The organism is Vibrio sp. 1731 (assembly GCF_033339955.1).
In the GTDB taxonomy this organism is placed as follows: Bacteria; Pseudomonadota; Gammaproteobacteria; order Enterobacterales; family Vibrionaceae; genus Vibrio; species Vibrio alginolyticus.
Map to the genome: position 1 here is coordinate 164,272 of NZ_JAWOVO010000006.1, position 19,155 is coordinate 183,426.

The window sequence follows — 19,155 nt, forward strand, 5'->3', positions numbered from 1 at the left end:
CATGATCGTTTTTGAAGCGCTTGGGTTAAAACAATACAGTGGAGTTTGTCATTTGCGCCGAATAGGGCGTACCTTCTTATAATAACGAATGGGCTGCGATGTTGAATAACATAACGGGTAAAGAAAACCTGCCGAAAAACCTAGATAATCAGTTGGTCTTACTGATTTTCCCTGCGCTGCCAGTTTTAATCTTCTCTTTTCTCTTCTATATCTATACTCCTGCAGGCGTGAGCTGGAATGCGGAATGGATACCAAGCCTCGATATCAACCTTAGCTTTAGATTAGATGGTCTTTCATTTCTTTTTGCGGGACTGATCAGTGGGATTGGCGCACTGATTCAAATCTACGCTTTGGCTTATTTACGAGAAAGTGATAGCCGGTTTTCCTTTCATTTGTATCTAACCCTATTCATGCTTGCCATGCTAGGGATTGTGATGAGCGATAACATTCTGTTGTTATTTGTTTTCTGGGAACTCACCACCATCACTTCTTATTTACTGATCGGGTTTAATCACGAAAATAAAACGTCTCGGAAAAACGCCTTGCAGTCGCTGATTGTTACCGGTGCTGGTGGACTAGCGTTGCTAGCTGGTCTTATCTTGCTGGGAGCAATGGCAGGGAGTTATGAGCTAAATACCATTATCGAGCAGGCAGACACTATTGCGCAGCATGAATGGTTTATCCCATCTCTAGTGCTCATACTACTCGGTGCATTTACTAAATCTGCGCAATTCCCGTTTCATTTTTGGCTACCTAACGCGATGGCAGCTCCCACTCCGGTCAGTGCGTATTTACACTCGGCAACAATGGTAAAGGCAGGCATTTACCTATTAGCACGTTTATCGCCAGTTTATGCCCACAGCGAGATCTGGTTTTATGCTTTAGTCATCACTGGGAGTATCACGGCCATTTGGTGCACATTTGTCGCATTAAAACAAACTGACTTGAAGCTGATGCTAGCCTACAGCACGAATGTTGCTTTGGGTAAATTAACATTATTACTAGGTATGGGCACAGATTTGGCCGTTAGTGCAGTATTGATGTTTATTCTCGCTCACTCTTTCTATAAAGCTGCGCTGTTTATGGTGGTGGGTAATATCGACAAAGCGACAGGAACACGAGATATTGATCAATTGTACGGCCTGAAGTCAGTTCTCGTCATCAGCATGGTTGCGGGGAGTTTGGCTGCATTGTCTAAAGCGGGGTTCCCGCCGTTGTTAGGCTTTTTGAGCAAAGAATACATGTACAAGTCCGCAGTAGAGCTCAATAACTGGATCGCCTTTGTACTTTTAATCGTGAATATACTGATGGTCGCGCTAACCATTATGCTTATTGCGAGACCATTCTTTGCTCGCCGTGATCTCGTGCCGATTGAAACTAAGCCAGTTGAGACAAAAAAAGCCATGTGGATCTCGCCTTTGCTCTTGGCAGTTGGCAGCCTCCTAGTTCCGTTATTCGGTTTGAATTGGTTAGATCGCAATATTATTTTTCCGGGCTCTACTGACATTCTGCCCACAGCAACTCTTAAAGAGACATCACTATGGCATGGCGTGAATGTACCGTTAGTGTTAAGCGTTATTACGCTAGCGTTGGGGTATGTGGTGTACCGTGTTTATCCTACTGTGTCTGCATTTTTTCAGCGGCTACATCTATTCGTCCCCAAAGCGGAGAATATTTTTGAACGACTATTAGATGGCATGATGACAGTGGCGAAGTGGCAAACGGCGCGGTTACAGCAAAAGAAATTGAGTCGCTATGTCCTATTATTTTTCACGGTACTTGCCGTTGCGTTACTGAGTCAGGTAGCGCTTATTCCTCTGCCTTTGGTTGGCGAACTTTCAAGTGTCACTTTCTATGAGATTGGTATTGCCTTATTGTTGATTGGTGCTGCGCTCGTATGTACGTTGTCCCACGCAAGACTTCTTGCGATTTCTGCGCTTGGTATGATTGGCTTCATGACCACGCTTGTTTTTATGATTTATAGCGCCCCGGACGTTGCGAAGACTTTACTGTTAGTGGAAACATTAATGGTGGTCTTTCTTGCATTGTTAATGCGTCATATGCCACGTCTAACCACCGTGCCTAAGCATTCAATAAAACGTAAAGTAGCGAATATTTGCATAGCAGGTGTGATAGGTGTTTCGGTTACTTTACTTTTGTTAGGAATCACGTCTCAGCCGATGGACTCTTCGGTGTCAGATTTCTTTGCAGAAAACAGTGTCCCGGGTGGACATGGGCGAAACATTGTTAACGTTATTCTGGTCGACTTTCGCGCATTTGATACATTGGGAGAAGTTGTTGTCGTTGTTATTGCAGGGATTGCTGCAGTGAGTTTGCTTAAGACAAGAGCGAAAAAGCAAAATCGTATCCAATCATTAATTTTTGCAACCACGGCACACATTGTTTCGGCACTCATGCTCGTATTTTCAGTGTATCTGTTGTTACGTGGTCATAACGAACCGGGTGGTGGCTTTATTGGTGCGTTGATTGCCGTTATTGGTTTATCACTTCTCATGTTCGCGGAATCACCGAAATACGTTCGTTCTAGGTTGTATTTCAAACCGTTTCTCATTGCGTTATCTGGCATCGCATTGAGCTTAGTTTCTGGTGCTTTGAGCTTTGCGTTTGATAAACCGTTTTTGACCGGACTGTGGTGGAAAGACGTGATACCACTAGGGACGCCATTGGTTTTTGATGTTGGTGTTTACCTTGCCGTTATAGGTGGCGTGATGGGTATGCTGCTTCGTATTAATGAGGAGCTAGAGTGATGGAAATAGTCTGGAGTGTTGTCGTTGGAGTATTTGTCGCAGCAGGTGTTTATTTAATGCTTGAAAAGCATATCTTGCGCCTTTTGTTCGGCATCATGTTACTCAGTAGTGCGGTTAACCTTGCTATTTTTACCGCTGGAAGGCTGACGCCCGGAGAGCCGCCATTGATTGGCGATAATGCTCTTTTACCACCAGATAGCGCGGCAAATCCTTTACCTCAAGCGCTTATCTTAACTGCGATAGTCATCGGTTTTGGACTACTTATTTTTGCTTTAATGCTGTTCTATCGAGCTTATAAAGACACTGGAACTGCAAACGTCGATGAAATGCAACGTTCTGAGGAGGGTCAATGAGTTCGATTTTGCTTACGTTACCGGTTGTTCTCTCGCTGAGTACGGCGTTGACTATCTTCTTCGTCCGTCGCTCAACAAAAAGTGTTGAGTGGTTGAGCGGTGTAAGTGCGATTTCGAACCTTTTCGTTGCGGGCTTTCTCACAGAAAACATCATAAGTAATGGTATTCAAGCCGTTGCTTTTGGTCAGTGGAGTGCGCCATTTGGTATCGTGTTTGTCGCAGATTACCTCAGCGTTGCTATGGTGATGATAACGGCGGTGATTGGTGCGATATGTGTTTTCTACGCGATGGCGGACCTTCACCGAAAGCCCTCCTATAGCAATTACCATGCGCTAATGCACGTGTTGCTTGCTGGCGTTTATGGCGCTTTCCTGACTGGAGATATTTTTAATCTGTATGTTTGGTTTGAGGTCATGCTCATTTCATCATTTGGTTTAATGGTGTTAGATGCAACGAAAACTCAAGTTGATGGTGCAGTAAAGTACGTGATGTTGAACCTGATTTCGACGCTGGTATTTTTGCTTGCTATCGGTTTATTGTATGGCGCAACGGGCACCTTGAACTTGGCCGATCTCTACACCAAAGTAGGGGAAAATGAATTGAGCATCAACATGATGCTGTCCGCGCTATTTTTGTTTGCCTTTTCTATTAAAGCGGCACTCTTTCCTTTATTTGCTTGGTTGCCAGCTTCTTATCACACGTTACCAAGCGGTGTGGTGGCACTGTTTGCCGCGTTGCTTACTAAAGTCGGTGTATACGCGTTGATAAGAGTCTTTACCTTGGTATTTCCGCTCGCCGAGAGTGGTTGGCAACCGACGTTAATTTGGGTCGCAGGGCTAACCATGTTAACGGGCGTTTTAGGAGCGGCTAGCCAATTCGACATTAAGAAAATTCTTTCTTTTCATATTATTAGCCAAATAGGCTATATGCTCATGGGGTTGGCTATTTACACTCCCTTAGCTTTAGCCGGTGCCATTTTCTACATTGTTCATCACATCATTGTAAAAGCGAATTTGTTCTTAATAGGTGGATTCATCGAGCGCAAATATGGCTCTAGTCAACTTGAACATTTGGGTGGGGTATACAAAGCTATGCCTTGGTTGGCGTTCTTGTTTCTTGTCCCTGCGTTTTCTCTGGCCGGTTTTCCACCGCTATCGGGTTTCTGGGGAAAGCTATTGGTCATCAAGTCGAGCATACAGGCTGAATATTACTGGTTAGCAGGTACCGCGTTATTGGTGGGGTTGCTTACCGTCTACTCGATGACGAAAATTTGGAGTGAGGCATTTTGGAAAAAGCCATTTAGAGAGAAGCCAGAACAGACTCTGCAGGCCAAAGTACATTGGTTGTACTGCGTTCCAATTATTGTATTGACAACGTTGACGCTAATCATTGGCTTAGTGACGGAGCCTTTTTATCAATTTTCCGTTCAAGCTGCAGAACAACTGTTAAATCCGACTGAATACATCAGAGTGGTGTTAGGAGGAAATGCATGATCTATCTATTCCTCAATTTTTTCTTAGCGTTAGCGTGGATGATGCTTAACGGCAGCTATTCGAGTCTGAATTTTGTTGTCGGATTTACGGTCGGTTTTTTTGCTTTAAGGTTGAGTCAACCATTTGGATTGAAAACGAGCTATTTTCAACGTTTTGCATCTGCATTGAAGTTATTGATGTACTTCGCTTATGAAATGGTTATATCGGTTGCGAAAGTGGTGTGGGACGTTGTGACACCTACTCATTTGAGTCAGCCTGATATCGTTTATGTCCCTCTGGAGGTCGATTCTGATCTAGAAATCACATTACTGGCGAACATGGTTTCTTTAACACCGGGCACGCTTAGTTTGGATGTTACGGCTGATAAAAAGTATCTTATCGTTCATGCCATGTTTGCACCTGAACATGAAGAGGTTATTCGCGGAATTAAAGATGGGTTAGAGCATCGAATTTTGGAGGTGACGCGTGGATAGTTGGCTGCAAATAACGGTCACTTTTGCCTATTCTGGGCTACTACTCAGCTTTGTTATGGCTTTTGCTCGTTTAATTCTAGGACCAACGCTAGCTGATCGAGTTGTGGCGTTAGATCTGATTTCATTTATCACTATCGGATTTATTACGGTTTACACCTTAGACAGCGGTGAGGACGCTCTGTTAGACATCGCCATTACATTAGGTTTGGTCGCATTTCTCGGCACGATCGCATTTGCACGTTTGATCGTTAAAAGAAAGGAGAAAGAATAATGGACGTGTTGATTGGACTATTTTTATGCTTAGGAACATTGTTGACCTTGGTTGCAAGTCTAGGTGTCCTGAGGCTTCCTGATTTGTATACCCGAATGCATGCAGCGACCAAAGCTGGAACTGTCGGAGTGAGCTGCTTGTTATTAGCGGTCGCTTTCTCACTCCCTGAAGTTACCGTGATCTCTCGGGTTATCGGTACGATGTTGTTTATCGTTCTCACTGCGCCAGTCGCCTCCCACCTGCTCGGCAGAGCAATGCGAGAGGTCGGATATAAGATTTGGCGTAATGATTAACCATTAGCGTCGAATAGTACTACGCCCTAGTTGAAATAAACTCGAAGCTGTATTGATGAAGTCGGAAGTAATTGACGGTATATTCAAATGCACGACCATCTTCTAGGTAACCAGTGGACTCAACTTTTAGAATAGGGGAAGCTTCTGTTTCATTCAGGTATGAGGCCGTCTCTGCATCTAACAAATACGGTTTGACAGACTGACAGCTTTTCGCAATTTTCAATCTTTTGCTATTTTCAATGTACTCATATTTAGAACCATTCATTATGGCTATGCTCAAGTCTGGAAATAACATTGCTGGCATATGAGTGACTTCGTAAATTTCAGGCTCATCATTAATACATCTGAGTCTATGTATTTCATATGTATCATCATTGGGCGAGAGATTTAACTGCTTAGCAACCTGCTCATTCGGCTTTTTAAGTTCGAACTTTATGACTTGAGAGCTAGGCGTTTTCCCCTGTTTACTGACTTCCTCGATAAAACCCAGCAAATGTAAGGCATCATGTTGGGCTTTTAGATCGTTTACATAAGTTCCACTACCTCTTGTCCGACTAATTAAATTATTGTCGACCAGAATTTGTAAGCTTTTTCTGATGGTTACGCGGCTTACGGAAAACTCTTCTTGCAAATCACTCTCTTTTGGAAGCATCGATTTAGGTTGTAGTTCCCCATCTTTGATCTTTTTTTCTAATCGTTCCGCAATGTCTATGTATTTGGGTTTCATAATACCTCGCTAAGTCTTGGATCATGATAGCAAGAATGTGATCTGAGATGTAGTTAATACTTTTCCTTAGGATCTTTGTGTGATTTTTATCTCGTATCTTTGTGCTTACACTTTAAATGTATCATAAAAGTATTAATACTTATTTTGTACATTTTCAGGATAAACATTTGAGGTAGCGAAATGAAACGTCAAAAATTAACGATTGTTGGTGCTGGCAGTACATACACACTTGGTATGATGAACAGCCTTATTGCCGAAAAAGATAACTTTCCACTCGCAAAAGTCGTGTTTTACGACATAGATGAGAAACGCCAAGAATCGAATGCATTAGCTACTGAAATTCTATTGCGAGAACACTATCCAGAAGTTGAAGAGTTTGTTTATACAACGGATAAATCTGTCGCATTCGCAGATTCGGACTTTTTCTTTATCCAGATCCGCACTGGTGGGTTGGCCATGCGCGAGCGCGATGAACAAATCCCGCTATCCAACTCTTGTGTTGGGCAAGAGACATGTGGCGCGGGAGGAATGGCATATGGACTTCGCTCTATCGGCGACATGATCCAGCTAGTGAATGAGATCCGACAAACGTGTCCAGATGCGTGGATTCTTAATTACACCAACCCGGCGGCAATTGTCGCTGAAGCTTTAAATCGTGAATTTCCGCATGATAAGCGAATTCTAAATATCTGTGATATGCCAGCAGCGATTATGGTCAGCTATGCGCAATTGTTAGGATGTGAAATTTGGGACTTCGTTCCTGAATATTTTGGGCTTAATCACTATGGCTGGTTTACCAAAATTCGTAACAAACAGGGTGAAAACTTAACGGACAAAATTAAAAATATCATCCTAAAAGAAGGGATCAGTGCGGTTGATGCGGAAATAGCGGATGACCCATCGTGGCAAGCCACATTCAAAAACATGAGAACAATGCTTGCTGATAATCCAGAGTTTTTGCCGAATACGTATCTTCAATACTATTTGTACCCTGAAAAAATGGTGGCGAAAGAGGATATCAATAATACTCGCGCAAGGCAGGTAATTAACGGCCGTGAGAAACGAGTGTTCGAATTGAACGCAAGAATAATTGAAGCGGGCACCACGAAGCACGAAACACTGCATGCCGATATCCATGGTCGATACATGGTGAGAGTCGCGGCTTCGCTAGCCTACAATTTGAGCGATGTATATCTCGTCATCGTACCGAATAATGGTGCTATTACAAATTTACAAAATGACGCCATGGTAGAAGTTCCAGCTGCGCTAACTAGTGATGGACCGAAAGCTTTTACTGTAGGAAAAATCCCAACCTTCCAAAAAGCCATGATTGAGAGCCAACTTGGTTACGAGAAATTAGTTGTGGATGCTTGGTACGAAGGAAGTCAGCAAAAGCTGATTAATGCACTCACACTTAACCGTACCGTGGTTAATGTGCCAAAAGCTAAAGAAATAACAAAACAATTACTAGAAGAAAATAAAGCCTACCTTCCTCAATTTTTTCAATAACAACTGGACGTTCGGGGCCTACTTGTAGGCTCCGTGAATGAAACAAGAGGTTTATATGAAAGACATTATTCAAAGGTTCGGAGCCGCGATGTTTGTTCCCGTTCTATTATTTCCAGCAGCGGGCATGTTATTGGGTTTCTCTGTTGTGCTGTTAAATCAAGAAGTGTTTCCTTGGGCACTAGAGGGGAGTGCTTGGGTTAAAGTCTCGACGATCATTTTACAGGCATCTCTCGCTGTATTTAAAAATATGGCACTTATTTTTGCCGTTGGGTTACCTATCGCTTTAGCTAAAAAAGCATCTGGTCGCGCTGTACTTGCAACACTCGTTTCCTACATTACGTTTAACTACGTTATTGGTGGAATCCTTCAATTTTGGGGACCAGAACTGGGCGTGAACTATACGGAAGGTGAGCGAGGTTTGACTGAAGTTGGTGGCATTCTAACGCTTGATACCAACTTACTAGGTGCCATTTTAATTGCAAGTCTCTCTGTTTGGGTTCACAACCGATTCTTTGATAAAAAGCTACCGGATTGGGCGGCTGTATTTGGCGGAACGCCATTGGTTGTGATCATTAGTTTCCCCATTATGGTCGTGATGGCAATTCTAACTTGTTTGACTTGGCCAAGTATTCAGCATGGTATTAACAATCTGCAATCATTTTTGGTTTCTGCTGGATCGTTAGGGGTATGGCTATTTACGTTTTTAGAGCGAATCATGATACCAACGGGGTTGCATCATTTCGTATATGGTCCCGTTTTTTATGGGCCAGTTGCAGTCGATGGCGGAACGGTTGCCTATTGGATTCAAAATATACAGACATTCGCCCAGAGCTCGGAAAGTTTAACGACACAATTTCCTCAGGGTGGTTTGATGTTGACGGGAATGGGTAAAGTGTTTGGTTGTACGGGTATCGCACTAGCACTCTATTCAGTTGCGAAAAAAGAAAATAAAAAGATGGTGATGGGGTTAGTGCTCGGAGCCGCAATCACAGCAATTCTTACAGGGATAACCGAACCAATAGAGTTTACATTCTTATTTATCGCACCTGCGCTGTTTGCTTTGCATGCGTTGTTATCTGCGACAATGGCAACGATCGCCTTTATGTTTGGTGTTTCCGGTAACTTTCAGACTGGCTTGATAGACTTCATTTTCCAAAACTGGTTGCCTTTGGCTGGTAACCATGCAGGAACATACGTGATTCAGATTATTATTGGTCTCATGTTTACTGGTGTTTACTTTGTTACGTTTCGCGCGCTTATTTTAAAATACAACATACTTACTCCGGGGCGTGAAGGTGCAGATAGTAAGTTGTATTCCAAAGCTGACTACAAAGAAGCGAAAGCGGTCCATAGCAGTAGCGCAAGTCCGTCACAAGCTAGTGCCTTTATTGAAGGTTTGGGTGGAAAAGAAAACATTGACTTGTTAACTAATTGCGCGACGCGTCTGCGTGTTAAAGTTAAAGATGTCTCTCTGGTAAAGGAGAACGCATTTTTCACACAGCACGGAGCGGTGAATATTGTTAGAAATCAAGAGAGCCTTCAAATCATCGTTGGTTTAACGGTGCCACAAGTTCGCGAAGATATGAGCCAACTGATAAAAGCTTAACCCCCAAACTAATGCTCCAGCTCATATGGCTCAAAGGTGAGATAGAATTATCTCACCTTTTTTGTGTACATGAAGCATATTTCGCTCAGTTTCCACGAAAGTGGGGAGGAGTTATCGAGCGAGCTAAAATATAGTTAGGTTATACCCGTCTGTATTGTTGGAAGACTTGTTGAGTCTCTAATTGACAGTGGCGCCACTTTCTATGTTGAAAAGCGTTTTAATTTCTTCCAGCACTTCTGGGTTAGCAATAGCACCAATGTTTTTTACAGCTTGTCCGTTTACCAATTGTTTCACTGCTAGCTCAACCAATTTGCCTGAGCGCGTTTTAGGAATATCACTGATAGCAAAAATTTGTCGTGGGACATGGCGCGGTGAACATTTTGTTTTCAATGTTTGGCGAATTGAATCGGTGAGTTGTTGGGTTAACTCGACGTTGTGAGCGAGTTTTACTAGTAACCAGATTTCTTCAGACTGCTGGTTTAACTTGCCGACGGCGATGGAGTCCTCGACCTCGGGTAACGCGTTCACTTGCTGATAGATCTCAGCGGTGCCGATTCGTACGCCGCCTGGATTCAATGTCGCATCGCTACGGCCATAAAAAATAAAACCGCCATGTTCGGTTTGCATCACATCGTCGCCATGGTGCCAGATATCGGTAAACTTGCTCCAATAAGCGTTGTGATAGCGTTCGCCGTTGTCGTGCCAGAAGCCAATAGGGAAGTTAGGTAGTGAGTTATTGCAAGTTAGTTCGCCGCGTTGCTGTGTAATGGTTTTTCCCTCGTCGTCCAAAACACGCACGTCGATTCCCAGCCCTGCGCCTTGGCATTCACCTTTGTAAACTGGTGAGATAGGGTTTCCCAGTACAAAGCATCCGCAAATATCCGTGCCGCCAGCGATAGAAGCGAGATGTAAGTCCTGCTTGATGTGCTGATAGACATAACTAAATTGTTCTGGGTAAAGCACCGAACCAGTTGAGCAAAGAGTTTTGAGTGACTTCAGGTTATGTTCTAGTTTTGGAGAGCAGTTTGCCTGTTCCAGTGCTTCTAAGTATTTCGCTGAAGTACCAAACAGCGACACGCTATGTTCTTCTGCTAATTGCCATAAGACGGAGTGATCAGGGTAAACCGGACTACCGTCGTAAATCACTAAGGCAGCACCACTCGCAAGAGCGGAAACATGCCAGTTCCACATCATCCAACCACATGTTGTGTAGTAGAAAACCTTGTCTTGCGATTTGATGTCGCAATGCAGTTGATGTTCTTTGAGGTGATTGAGCAAGGTACCGCCTGCGGAATGGACAATACACTTAGGTTGACCTGTTGTACCAGAAGAATACAAAATGAATAACGGGTCATTAAACAGCGTTGGTTGATATTGAATTGATTGTGGAGAAAAGTGGTGAGTAATATCGGACCAAGAAACAAACTCAGAAGTGCTAGCACTCTCAGCGTTTTGTAAATATTCGATTTGGCATACGCTAATAGTAGTCTCTTCGGAGGCACTGCTTAACTTACTACTAAGAGTGGTGTTCTTGTTCGTCATATCGAAAGCTTTGCCTCCGAACTGGTAGCCATCACAGCAAAAAAGAACTTTCGGTTTGACCTGACCAAAACGCTCTACGACGCTATCGATACCAAAATCAGGAGAGGTTGAAGTCCAAATGGCACCAAGACTGGTGGTGGCCAGCATGGCAATAACGGTTTCAGGAAGGTAGGGCAAATAACCCGCAACGACATCGCCTTTACCGACACCACAATTGAGTAGCCATTGTTGAATGGCAGAAACTTGTTCAAGCAACTGTTTACCGGTGAGTTGTCTGTGTTCACCGCTTTCATTGCTAAAAACAATAAACTCACGCTCTGGTGATTGCTCAGCCTGAGATAGGAGGTTCTCTGCGTAGTTCAGCGTGGCGTCAGCAAACCATACTGTGTCTCTATTTACATGGTGATGATTAGAACCTGTTTGTGTCCATTTGGGACTGCCAAGGCTCTTGATTTGCGAACCTATATCTCCGATTACGTTGCAAAACTGCCAAGTATGTCGCCAAAATTCATCATTGTGCTCAATGGACCACTGGTGTAGAGACGTGTAATTGTTGATTACGGTACCTTCGGCTTTGTCTTTATTAACCTTTTCGATGAACCGTAATAAGTTGCTATTGCTGACGCGCTCAGCAGATGGTGACCAAATAGGTGCAGAATTTGGCATAGGTCCCTCTAATTTCAATTCTTTTGAATATGACCAAAAACAAAATAAAGGGGCGAACATAGCAGTGTTCGCCCCTTAACTGATCGTTTAAAGTTGTTCGGCAAGCTGAGGTAGTACCTCAAATAAATCACCAACCAATCCATAGTCGGCAACTTCAAAGATAGGAGATTCTGGATCTTTGTTGATCGCGACAATCACTTTGGATTCCTTCATTCCTGCAAGATGCTGGATGGCACCGGAAATCCCAACCGCTATATAAAGCTTAGGTGCAACGATTTTACCGGTTTGACCCACTTGTAAGTCGTTGGCAACAAACCCGGCATCAACCGCCGCGCGAGAAGCGCCAATGGCAGCACCTAGTTTATCGGCCACTTGTTCGATCAACGCGAAGTTCTCTTTGCTACCGACCCCGCGTCCACCTGACACAACCACCTCTGCCGCGCTTAATTCAGGGCGCTCTGACACGGTTTTATCGACAGAAACCAATTCAACCATTGGAGCTGAGATAGTTACCTGCTGATGCTTAATATCAGCTTGGTTGTGACAAGTAACCGGCTCAAACGCAGACGCGCGCACGGTGATGACGCGAACCTTGTCGCTGGTGGTCACTTTGGCAAATGCGTTTCCTGCGTAAATAGGGCGGACAAAAGTGTTTTCATCGATAACTTGGACAATATCGGAAATTTGCCCAACGCCGAACTTCGCTGCTACTCGCGGTGCAAGATCTTTCCCTTTTGATGATGAGCTAGCCCAGATTGCGTCAAAACCTTCAGCAATACTCACTACAGTAGGTGCGATACTCTCGGCAAATTGATGCTTAAGTTGCTCATCATCGACACAAATTACGTTTGATATACCATCAACGCGACAAGCTTGCTGAGCGACTTCTTCACACTGGTGGCCCACTACGATCAAAACATTGTCTTGGCTGACTTGTTTTGCTGCATTAACCACTTTGAGTGTGTCCGCATGCAATTGGTTATTGTCATGCTCTGCTATGATTAAGTTCTTCATGAAATCACCTTCGCTTCGTTACGCAGCTTATCGAGAAGCTCTGAGACAGATTCAACCTTGATGCCACCTTTTCTTTGCGCTGGCGGTGTGATTTCTTGAATGGTTTGGCTAAATACCACTTCAACACCCAGACTGTCAGGTGTGATGGTATCTAACGGCTTGCGCTTAGCTTTCATGATATTAGGCAAAGAGGCAAAACGCGGTTCATTCAGGCGTAAGTCAGTACTGATCACCGCAGGTAAGTTCATCGTGACCGTCATCAAGCCGCCGTCCACTTCTCTCACGACCTGAACTTTTTGATCTTCAATCTTCACGTCGGAAGCGAAAGTTGCTTGAGGCCAGTCAAGTAGGGCGGCCAGCATCTGAGCCACTTGGTTGTTGTCAGTATCAATGGATTGTTTACCCGTAATCACAAGCTGTGCTTGTTCTTGCTCAACCAGAGCTTTGAGCAGCTTAGCGACGACCAATGGCTCTATTTTGTCTTCAGTATCGATATGAATAGCGCGATCGGCACCTAACGCAAGCGCAGTACGTAGTTGCTCCTGACACTGGCTACCGCCGGCACTGACAACGATGACTTCATCTGCAATACCTTGCTCCTTTAGTCGTACGGCTTCTTCAACGGCTATTTCGCAAAATGGATTAATCGTCATCTTGACGTTATTGGTTTCAACATCGCTATGGTCCGCTTTCACGCGAACTTTAACGTAGGGATCAATGACCCTTTTGATTGGCACTAGTATTTTCACGTTAGATTCCTTTTACAGTGAAGACTATGTGTTTACAGTGAAGACGATGTGATGACGTCTTTAAAATGATGTTAATTTACCTTTACGTTTGCGTCAACTTTAAATATATTGTTGATTAACAAGTTGGCAACATGCAAAGAAAAAGGAATGCAATCATGGAAAGAGACTGCATGGAATTTGATGTTCTGATTGTAGGCGCTGGTCCCGCAGGTTTGTCTGCGGCATGCCGAATCAAACAATTAGCAGCAGAAAAAAAACAAGACCTCTCTGTTTGCGTGGTAGAAAAAGGTTCTGAAGTTGGAGCGCATATTTTATCGGGTGCGGTGTTTGAAACGCGGAGTTTGGATGAGCTTTTTCCCGACTGGGAAGAGAAAGGCGCGCCGCTCAATACCAAAGTAAACCAAGATAAAACCTACTATCTAGGCAATGACATCAATGGTCATGAACTGCCTTCTTGGGCGGTGCCTAATACGTTACATAACAAAGGTAATTACATCATAAGTTTGGGCAGTCTATGCCGATGGATGGCGTTGCAGGCTGAGAACTTAGGGGTGGAGGTCTACCCAGGTTTTACCGCCAGTCAAGCGATCATCGATGAAGATAGTCGTGTTTGTGGCGTGATCACGGGCGATATGGGATTAGATAAAAATGGTGAACAAAAAGGAAATTTCGAACCTGGTATTGAACTGCGAGCGAAGTTTACTTTATTTGCTGAAGGCGCACGGGGGCATATTGGTAAGCAGTTGATTAACCGATTTAATCTTGCTGAAGAGAAAACGCCTCAACACTACGCTATCGGTTTTAAAGAGCTGTGGGAAATCCCATCAGAGCAGCATCAGCAAGGTTTAGTAGTGCACGGATTAGGTTGGCCGTTATCAAATGAAGCTACAGGTGGCAGTTATCTCTACCATTTAGAGGGAAACCAAGTTGCCGTCGGGTTGATTGTTGACTTGAATTATAAGAATCCGCACTTGAGTCCATTTGATGAGTTTCAACGTTTTAAACACCACCCGTTGATTGAGCAATACCTCAAAAATGGGAAGCCTATTAGCTATGGCGCGAGAGCGATTACCAAGGGCGGCTTTCATTCGCTTCCCACGCAGCAGTTTGCTGGTGGCTTGTTAATTGGCTGTGATGCAGGAACACTTAACGGCGCTAAAATCAAAGGCACACACACCGCAATAAAATCTGGAATGCTTGCCGCTGAAGCAGTATGTGAAGCCCTTGAGAGTCAGTCAGTTACTGCTGATTATCAAAAGCATTTCAAACAGTCTTGGCTGTATGAAGAGCTTTATCAAGCACGTAACTTCTCAAGTGGAATCCACCGCTTTGGATCGTGGCTGGGCGGTGGTTTAGCGCTGCTGGAACATAACGTGTTAAAAGGTAAAGCTAAGTGGCATATCCGCTGTGATAAGCCTGATCATCAGTCTCTGTTATTGGCGGAAAACAGCAATGAAATTGTCTATCCGAAGCCTGATGGCGTGTTAAGTTTCGATCGCCTCTCTTCCGTTTATCTATCCAATATCTTCCATGAGGAAGATCAACCATGCCACTTACGACTGGAGAACCAGCGGATCCCTATTGAGCAGAACCTTGAATTATATGCAGAGCCAGCACAGCGCTATTGTCCGGCTGGCGTGTATGAAATCGTACAGGGGGAGCAGCAGCCAGAGCTGCAAATAAATGCGGCCAACTGTATCCACTGTAAGACCTGCGACATCAAAGATCCAAGTCAAAATATTACCTGGACTCCGCCAGAAGGTGGTGGTGGTCCGAACTATCCAAATATGTAAGCGTTTGAGAATAATTTTTATTAACAATTTATTTACTTAAAGTTTGCGTTAGTTCAAATCTTTCTCGATGAACTCGATTGCAACTTAATCTTTCAGGCACTATTCTGATTTTAAATTGACGTTTACGTAAACTGAATACAAAGTTGATGCATAGGTGTAAAAGCGGTTACCAGTATCAAAGTTAGGTTTGATCAAATAGTGCTCAATGGAACGCACTTAAAATAACGAAAGGGAGATCAACTATGGTATCGGAATCGCCTCTGTTGCAGGTAAACGATATTTCATTGGCTTTTGGTGGGGTGAAAGCTTTAACTGACGTGAGCTTCCATGTGAATGAAAAGGAAATTTTTTCAATCATTGGCCCAAACGGTGCAGGTAAAACCTCAATGCTCAATTGCATCTCTGGTCGATACACACCAAACAAAGGCTCTGTAATCTTCGCTGGAGATGATGTAACTAAACGGACACCTAGCCAACGAGCTGAGTTAGGGTTGGGAAGAACCTTCCAAAACTTAGCGCTCTTTTCTCACATGTCGGTACTGGACAACATCATGGTTGGCCGACACCACCTACTAAAAAACAACTTCGTCACGGGGCCACTCTATTGGTTCTCTAATGCGCAGAAAGAAGAGATGGCGCACCGCAAATATGTGGAAGACGTGATCGATTTTCTAGAAATCCAGCACATCCGAAAAGCGACTGCAGGCACCCTATCTTACGGCTTACGTAAGCGTGTAGAGCTTGCTCGTGCCATTGCCTTAAAACCTAAGTTATTGCTGCTTGATGAACCAATGGCAGGAATGAACTTGGAAGAAAAGGAAGACATGGCACGTTACATCATGGATCTGAATGAAGAATTAGATATCACGATCATCATGATTGAGCACGATATGGGCGTGGTCATGGACATCTCTAATCGCGTTTTGGTTTTGGATTTCGGTAAACACATTGCTACGGGTGAGCCTGAAGAAGTGATGGCCAACCCACATGTGAAACAAGCGTACTTAGGCGAAGAGTTACCGACATTAGAGGAGAGTGCATAATGGCACAGCAACATAATGATTGGGCAGATATAACCCGCTTAGATACCTTTCCAAAAGTGTTGCAACACAATGCCAAGAACTGGCCCGAACAAGTCGCAATGCGTGAAAAGGAGTTTGGTATATGGCGAGAGTTCACTTGGAAGGATTATGAAAACCGCGTCAAGTGGATGGCACTGGCACTACAAGATTTAGGTATTGGTGAGCAAGATGTCGTTGGTTTGCTAGGTGATAACCGCCCGGAATGGGTATGGGGCGAGTTAGCGGCACATGCGATCAAAGGTTTCTCGCTGGGCATCTATCAAGATTCTATGCACGAAGAGGTGGCGTACCTTATCAACTATGCCAAAGCAAAAGTCGTGATTGCCGAAGATGAAGAGCAATGCGACAAGCTGCTTGAGCTTGGTGATGAAATTCCTAGCGTTGAATACATTATTTACTGCGATCCTCGTGGAATGCGTAAATACGATGATCCAAGATTGATTGATGTTGAACAGGTCTACAAAAAAGGTCAGCTGATTGATAAAGCGGACCCAGACAAATATCTCAATATGGTTGTTGAAACCAAAGGCAGCGATCTTTCAATTCTTTGTACAACGTCGGGTACGACTTCTAAACCAAAATTGGCTCAGCTACACAGTGGCACGTTCTTGGATCACTGTGCGGCTTACTTGCGTGCAGACCCTCGTTCCCCAGGCGACAACTACGTTTCTGTTCTGCCTTTGCCTTGGATTATGGAGCAGGTTTACGTGGTTGGTCAGGCGTTGATTTCTCGTCAAATCGTTAACTTTGTGGAAGAACAAGAAACCATGATGTCCGACTTGCGTGAAATCGGTCCAAACTTTGTGCTGTTAGCGCCGCGAGTGTGGGAAAACATTGTGGCAGACGTGTCTGCACGAATGATGGATTCGACACCGTTTAAGCAAAAGATGTACAAACTGGGCATGAGCTTAGCCAACAAAGCGTTAGAGCAGGGCAAACGTTCTAAACTCGCCGAATGGATTCTTTTGCGTGCTTTGCGAGACCGTTTAGGCTTTTCGAACCTAACATCTGCTGCAACGGGCGGCGCGGCGATGGGGCCTGACACTTTCCGTTACTTGCAAGCGATCGGTGTACCACTCAAGCAGCTTTACGGTCAAACCGAAATGTGTGGTGCGTACACCGTCCACCAAGCCGATGACGTGGACTATGATTCGGTTGGCGTTGCGTTTGATAATGCAGAAGTGAAAGTCATCAACCCAGACAGCAATGGCGTTGGTGAAATCATCGCGAAAAGTACAGGCATGTTTACTGGCTACTTAAACAACCAAGCAGCATATGATGAAGATGTTCAAGATGGTTGGATGCACACAGGCGATGCGGGCTATTTTAAAGATTCCGGTCACTTGGTGGTGATTGATCGTCTGAAAGATATGTCGGAAACCAGCCACGGCAACCGCTACTCTCCGCAGTTCATTGAAAACAAACTCAAGTTCTCGCCGTTTATTGCAGAAGCCGTGGTGGTAGGTAAAGGTCGACCTTGGCTGTCTGCCATCATCTGTATTCGCTATGCGATCGTCGCGAAGTGGGCAGAGCAACGCGGCTTGGCATTTACCAACTACACCAACTTATCTGCTCAACCAGAAGTGTACCAAGCGATTCGTGAAGAAGTTCAAAAAGTGAACGAATCCCTACCGGATGCACAGAAGATCAGCAAATTCATTCTACTTTACAAAGAGCTGGATGCCGACGATGGCGAGTTAACTCGTACGCGTAAAGTGCGTCGTGGTGTGGTTGCAGAGAAATACGGAGACATCATCGAAACCATCTACAGCGACGATCCAAAAGTCGATGTCGATACAGTGATCACTTATCAAGATGGCACTAAAACACGCATTCAAACGTCGCTAGTTATTGAAACGCTTATTGAGCATGAGCCAACACTAGTGGATAGCGAACAACGGAGGATCGCATAGTGAATACGGATTTATTACTGCAACTCGTCATTAATGGCGTGATCGTTGGCATGTTGTATGGCGTTGTCGCCATGTGCTTTGTATTGATTTACAAATCGACCCAGGTGGTCAATTTTGCTCAGGGTGAGTTCTTGTTGATTGGCGCGTGGGTATGTTGGGCGGCATTGGTGCACCTACAGTTACCGTTCTTTATTGGCTTTTTACTCACGCTCGCGTTCATGATGATTTTTGGTATCGCCGTGCAAACCATTGTGCTCAGACCGTTGATTGGTGAACCGATTATTTCTGTGATCATGGTGACCATCGGTCTATCGATGTTTTTCCAAGCGCTGATGAAGTGGATATTTGGCGTCTCTGCTGTGTCGTACCCGCAAGTGTTTGAAACCAACGTGGTGAATATCGGAGGTTTGAATGTTGAGTTTGCTTACATTCTGAGTTTGATCTTCTCAATGCTCATCATGGGCGCGTTTTACTGGTTCTTCAAATTCAGCAAAATGGGTCTGGCAATGCGCGCAACGGCATTTAACCAGCAAGTAGCCCAGAGTCTTGGCATTTCCATCAAGAAAGTGTTCGCCATCAGTTGGGCCATTTCGGCAATGGTATCTGCAACAGCAGGGATTGTTATCGGTATCGTTAACGGCGTATCTGACGCGCTATCCATTATTGGTATCAAAGTTTTCCCAGCCGTTATTTTAGGTGGCTTAGATTCGGTAGTCGGCGCAATTGTCGGTGGTATCACCATCGGGGTGCTAGAAAACTTGGCTGAGTTTTTTGATAGCCAATACCTGCAAGTGGGTAACCTGTACAACATCGCACCATTCTATGTGCTGTTAATCATTCTTGCCTTCAAGCCATATGGCCTGTTTGGTACCAAAGATATTGAGCGTATTTAAGGAGAAATAA

At 44.3% G+C, this 19,155-nt stretch carries 16 protein-coding genes; 12 read left to right on the forward strand and 4 right to left on the reverse strand.

What is annotated here, in order from left to right; genetic code table 11:
• Positions 1-98 precede the first annotated feature (98 nt).
• From mbhE to mnhG, 6 genes are read left to right on the forward strand one after another with little or no spacing between them, the layout of a single operon-like run.
• Positions 99-2,768, forward strand: coding sequence for a hydrogen gas-evolving membrane-bound hydrogenase subunit E (mbhE, locus tag R7035_RS09310; protein WP_172563748.1), 2,670 nt, complete (start codon positions 99-101; stop codon positions 2,766-2,768).
• Entirely contained in the window at positions 2,768-3,121 is a 354-nt protein-coding gene (locus R7035_RS09315) for a Na+/H+ antiporter subunit C (protein ID WP_017633704.1), read from the forward strand. The genes mbhE and R7035_RS09315 overlap by 1 nt, the downstream gene beginning before the upstream one ends.
• Complete coding sequence (locus R7035_RS09320; protein ID WP_318146104.1) at positions 3,118-4,614, forward strand: proton-conducting transporter membrane subunit; 1,497 nt, start codon at positions 3,118-3,120, stop codon at positions 4,612-4,614. Before R7035_RS09315 ends, R7035_RS09320 begins: the two co-directional genes overlap by 4 nt.
• On the forward strand, positions 4,611-5,087 hold the full coding sequence (locus R7035_RS09325) for a Na+/H+ antiporter subunit E (RefSeq protein WP_104976188.1): 477 nt from the start codon (positions 4,611-4,613) through the stop codon (positions 5,085-5,087). Before R7035_RS09320 ends, R7035_RS09325 begins: the two co-directional genes overlap by 4 nt.
• Positions 5,080-5,358, forward strand: a complete 279-nt coding sequence (locus R7035_RS09330; RefSeq protein WP_005373317.1) for a cation:proton antiporter — start codon at positions 5,080-5,082, stop codon at positions 5,356-5,358. The genes R7035_RS09325 and R7035_RS09330 overlap by 8 nt, the downstream gene beginning before the upstream one ends.
• On the forward strand, positions 5,358-5,651 hold the full coding sequence (mnhG, locus tag R7035_RS09335; RefSeq protein ID WP_005373314.1) for a monovalent cation/H(+) antiporter subunit G: 294 nt from the start codon (positions 5,358-5,360) through the stop codon (positions 5,649-5,651). The genes R7035_RS09330 and mnhG overlap by 1 nt, the downstream gene beginning before the upstream one ends.
• Positions 5,652-5,670: 19 nt before the next feature.
• Here mnhG and R7035_RS09340 read toward each other — a convergent pair whose 3' ends face one another.
• Positions 5,671-6,378 (reverse strand): GntR family transcriptional regulator, encoded by a 708-nt coding sequence (locus tag R7035_RS09340; RefSeq protein WP_182015876.1) that lies wholly within the window; start codon positions 6,376-6,378, stop codon positions 5,671-5,673.
• Positions 6,379-6,558: 180 nt separating this feature from the next.
• Here R7035_RS09340 and R7035_RS09345 point away from each other — a divergent pair, with 180 nt between their 5' ends.
• Both R7035_RS09345 and R7035_RS09350 read left to right on the forward strand, forming a co-directional pair.
• On the forward strand, positions 6,559-7,887 hold the full coding sequence (locus R7035_RS09345) for a 6-phospho-alpha-glucosidase (protein ID WP_262651174.1): 1,329 nt from the start codon (positions 6,559-6,561) through the stop codon (positions 7,885-7,887).
• Between the two features lie 55 nt (positions 7,888-7,942).
• Positions 7,943-9,493 (forward strand): alpha-glucoside-specific PTS transporter subunit IIBC, encoded by a 1,551-nt coding sequence (locus R7035_RS09350; protein WP_262651176.1) that lies wholly within the window; start codon positions 7,943-7,945, stop codon positions 9,491-9,493.
• A gap of 177 nt (positions 9,494-9,670) precedes the next feature.
• Here the strand turns inward: R7035_RS09350 and R7035_RS09355 are convergent, their stop codons facing one another.
• The 3 genes from R7035_RS09355 to R7035_RS09365 form a co-directional block, all read right to left on the reverse strand.
• Entirely contained in the window at positions 9,671-11,701 is a 2,031-nt protein-coding gene (locus tag R7035_RS09355) for an acetoacetate--CoA ligase (protein ID WP_186585402.1), read from the reverse strand.
• Positions 11,702-11,788: 87 nt separating this feature from the next.
• Positions 11,789-12,715 carry an electron transfer flavoprotein subunit alpha/FixB family protein gene (locus R7035_RS09360; RefSeq protein ID WP_186585401.1) on the reverse strand — a complete coding sequence of 309 codons (927 nt, stop codon included), beginning with the start codon at positions 12,713-12,715 and terminating at the stop codon, positions 11,789-11,791.
• On the reverse strand, positions 12,712-13,464 hold the full coding sequence (locus tag R7035_RS09365; protein ID WP_186585400.1) for an electron transfer flavoprotein subunit beta/FixA family protein: 753 nt from the start codon (positions 13,462-13,464) through the stop codon (positions 12,712-12,714). The genes R7035_RS09360 and R7035_RS09365 overlap by 4 nt, the downstream gene beginning before the upstream one ends.
• A gap of 155 nt (positions 13,465-13,619) precedes the next feature.
• On the opposite strand from R7035_RS09365, the gene R7035_RS09370 reads away from it, so the two are divergent.
• The 4 genes from R7035_RS09370 to R7035_RS09385 all read left to right on the forward strand — a co-directional run bounded on the left by R7035_RS09370 (position 13,620) and on the right by R7035_RS09385 (position 19,145).
• Positions 13,620-15,257 carry an electron transfer flavoprotein-ubiquinone oxidoreductase gene (locus tag R7035_RS09370; protein ID WP_186585399.1) on the forward strand — a complete coding sequence of 546 codons (1,638 nt, stop codon included), beginning with the start codon at positions 13,620-13,622 and terminating at the stop codon, positions 15,255-15,257.
• A 242-nt stretch (positions 15,258-15,499) separates the two neighbouring features.
• Positions 15,500-16,300, forward strand: a complete 801-nt coding sequence (locus tag R7035_RS09375; RefSeq protein ID WP_005373297.1) for an ABC transporter ATP-binding protein — start codon at positions 15,500-15,502, stop codon at positions 16,298-16,300.
• Positions 16,300-18,252 (forward strand): long-chain fatty acid--CoA ligase, encoded by a 1,953-nt coding sequence (locus R7035_RS09380; RefSeq protein WP_213885482.1) that lies wholly within the window; start codon positions 16,300-16,302, stop codon positions 18,250-18,252. Before R7035_RS09375 ends, R7035_RS09380 begins: the two co-directional genes overlap by 1 nt.
• Positions 18,252-19,145, forward strand: coding sequence for a branched-chain amino acid ABC transporter permease (locus tag R7035_RS09385; protein WP_005373295.1), 894 nt, complete (start codon positions 18,252-18,254; stop codon positions 19,143-19,145). Before R7035_RS09380 ends, R7035_RS09385 begins: the two co-directional genes overlap by 1 nt.
• The last annotated feature ends 10 nt before the right edge of the window (positions 19,146-19,155 follow it).